At 61.8% G+C, this 2374-nt stretch carries 2 protein-coding genes and 1 pseudogene; all 3 read left to right on the top strand.

Annotated elements, in window-relative coordinates:
- Nucleotides 1-557: pseudogene (locus HX846_RS17170) on the top strand (choline-sulfatase); the annotation flags it as partial.
- A gap of 16 nt (nucleotides 558-573) precedes the next feature.
- Nucleotides 574-1494 (top strand): choline ABC transporter substrate-binding protein, encoded by a 921-nt coding sequence (gene choX / locus HX846_RS17165; protein ID WP_177022425.1) that lies wholly within the window; start codon nucleotides 574-576, stop codon nucleotides 1492-1494.
- Between the two features lie 165 nt (nucleotides 1495-1659).
- On the top strand, nucleotides 1660-2374 hold a 715-nt coding region (locus HX846_RS17160; protein WP_178965766.1), incomplete at its 3' end, for a SulP family inorganic anion transporter.

Here is a 2374-nt window from a genome sequence, read left to right as displayed (position 1 = left end):
AGTTTGCCGCCGGCCGGGTGACCGCCGCCGTGTCCACCGCCGACCTGCTGCCTACCCTGGTGGAACTGGCCGGCGGCGAGCTGGACCCGAGGCTGGCGCTGGACGGTCGCTCGCTGGTCTCTCACCTGCAAGGGCAGGGCGGGCACGACGAAGTGTTCGGCGAGTACATGGCCGAGGGCACCATCAGCCCGCTGATGATGATCCGCCGTGGTGCCTACAAGTTCATCTACAGCGAGGACGATCCGTGCCTGCTGTTCGATGTGCACAACGACCCGCACGAGCGGGAGGACCTCAGCCAGTCACCGGAACACCGGCCACTGTTCGAGGCGTTTTTGCATGAAGCGCGGGCCAAATGGGACATCCCGGCGATCCACCAGCAGGTGCTCGCCAGCCAACGCCGTCGCCGCCTGGTGTTCGAGGCGCTGACCCAGGGCAAGCTGAAGAGCTGGGACCACCAGCCACTGGTAGACGCCAGTCAGCAATACATGCGCAACCACATCGACCTCGACGATCTGGAGCGCAAGGCACGTTTTCCACAACCCTGCCAAAACCAATAAAACTGAGGGGAAGGCCATGCAAAAGTTATCCACCGTGTTGAGCGTTGCGCTGCTGGCATTGAGCAGTGCCGGCGTCTACGCGGACACCAGCTGCGACACCGTGAAGATGGCCGATCCGGGCTGGAGCGATATCGCCGCCACCAATGCCATTACCGGTTTCCTGTTGAACGGCATGGGCTACAAGGCCAAGGTCGACACCCTTGCGGTGCCGATCACCTTTGGCGGGCTCAAGGACGGCCAGGTGGATGTGTTCCTGGGTAACTGGATGCCGGCGCAGCAAGGCTTCTACGACAAGTTCGTGGCCAATGGCGATGTGGTGCAACTGGCGAAGAACCTCGACGGTACCGAATTCACCCTGGCCGTGCCGGACTATGTCTGGGACGCCGGGGTGCATGACTTTGCCGACCTGAACAAGTTTGCCGACAAGTTCGACAAGAAGATCTACGGCATCGGTTCGGGTGCGCCGGCGAATCTCTCGTTGCAGGAAATCATCAAGAAGAACGACTTTGACCTGGGCCAGTGGAAGCTGATCGAGTCCAGTGAACAGGCGATGCTGGCCGAAGTGTCCCGGGCGGTGAAGAAGCAGAAGTTCGTGACCTTCCTCGGCTGGACGCCGCACCCGATGAACGTGCAGTTGAAGATGCATTACCTCAAGGGTGGGGAGAAGTACTTTGGTGACACCGGCAGCGTGTATACGTTGACCCGCAAGGGCTATGCACAGGCGTGCCCGAATGTGGGGAAATTGCTGACCAACCTGAGTTTCACCCAGGAGATGGAGAACGCCATCATGGCTGAGGTGGTGAACAAGAAGCTCAGTAATGCGGACGCGGCGAAGGCGTGGATCAAGGCGAACCCGGCGGTGCTGGACAAGTGGCTGGACGGGGTTAAAACCGTGGACGGCCAGGATGCACTGGCCGCTGTAAAAGCCAAACTCTGATGCACTGATCGTTCCCACGCTCTGCGTGGGAACGCATCCGGTGACGCTGCGCGTCACGACTCAAGAGCGGACGCAGAGCGTCCAGGACGGCATTCCCACACAGAGCGTGGGAACGATCATCATGAGCCTGATACTCTGATTCAAACCTCTTCAACCGAGTTTTCAATGCCCTGGCCCAACCGCCACAAACTCTTCCCCTTCCTCAGCTGGCTCCCGCGCCAAACCCGCGCCAGCGTCGGAAGGGACGCGGTCGTCGGCCTTAGCGGTGCAGTCCTGGCATTACCCCAGTCCATTGCCTACGCGCTGATCGCCGGTCTCCCACCGGAGTATGGCCTGTACGCCGCGATCATCCCGGTATTGATCGCCTGCTTGTGGGGCTCTTCCTGGCACCTGATCTGCGGCCCCACGGCAGCCATCTCTATCGTGCTCTACGCCAGCGTCAGCCCGCTGGCCGTGCCCGGCTCCCAGGACTACATCACACTCATCCTGCTGCTGACGTTCCTGGCCGGCGTCTTCCAATGGCTGTTGGGCATGCTGCGCTTCGGCGCCCTAGTGAATTTCGTCTCGCATTCAGTGGTGCTCGGCTTCACCCTCGGCGCTGCGGTGGTGATCGCCCTGGGCCAACTGCCCAACCTGCTGGGGCTGGACCTGCCCAGCCAGGCCACGGCGATCAACAGTCTGCTGGCGCTGATCAACCATGCCGGGGAGTGGAATCGTCCTTCACTGGTGCTCGGGCTCGGCACCTTGCTGGTGGGGGTGCTGCTGAAACTCTGGGTACCGCGCTGGCCAACCCTGTTGATCGCGCTGGCCCTGGGCAGCCTCATCCCGTGGCTGTGGCCGACGATGTTCGGGGAGGTGGCGCGGGTCAGTTCATTTGTCG

Source organism: Pseudomonas sp. K5002 (assembly GCF_013386655.1).
Classification (GTDB): domain Bacteria; phylum Pseudomonadota; class Gammaproteobacteria; order Pseudomonadales; family Pseudomonadaceae; genus Aquipseudomonas.
Note: the sequence above shows the minus strand (reverse complement) of the source record. Positions and strands in the feature narration are given on the sequence as shown.

Bases quoted from the DNA above. Each gene is read 5' to 3' on its own strand.
- choX (WP_177022425.1), top strand. From the start codon at position 574: ATGCAAAAGTTATCCACCGTGTTGAGCGTTGCGCTGCTGGCATTGAGC.